Source organism: Helicobacter sp. T3_23-1059 (genome assembly GCF_053654515.1).
Genome location: NZ_JBSIUV010000229.1, coordinates 1 through 483, shown reverse-complemented (window position 1 = coordinate 483; position 483 = coordinate 1). Strand labels below are relative to the sequence as shown.

Below are 483 nucleotides of genomic sequence, written 5' to 3'. Positions count from 1 at the left end.
CACAAGCATAGATTCAAGTGCGAATCCACAAGATTCAGACGCGCAATCTAGCGAATCTACCCAAAGTTTAGTATGGGAGTTGGTAGATTGTGATTTTTTGATGAAATTATGGGGCATTACAGAAAAGGATTGTAGCGTGATGGATATTCCCCCTTATTTTGCCACCATAGATGCGGAAAATATCAAGCAAGCCTATCAGCAACTTTTATTGATTGATGACTATTGGACTTTGAGAAAAACAAAATTTCTTTTAAAAAAATTGCCGATGAAAAATCACACGCATACCGATACATTAAGTAGCGAAGGGGTGGAAAAATATACCACCACATATAAATGGAAAGATGAAAAAACGCTAGAAATTCACATTCAAAAAATTCGCATTCAACACCCAGATAATTGCACAGATGACTACTATACATTTTTTGATTTAGGCAATGGCAAGGTTAAAATTATGCGCTACCACTCATATTGCTAAATTTGGTG

At 35.8% G+C, this 483-nt stretch carries 1 protein-coding gene; it reads left to right on the top strand.

Annotation, left to right across the window (positions count from 1 at the left end; translation table 11 throughout):
• A partial coding sequence (locus ACWIX0_RS14190) for a hypothetical protein (RefSeq protein WP_454174618.1) occupies window positions 1-475 on the top strand: 475 nt, incomplete at its 5' end.
• Window positions 476-483 lie beyond the last annotated feature (8 nt).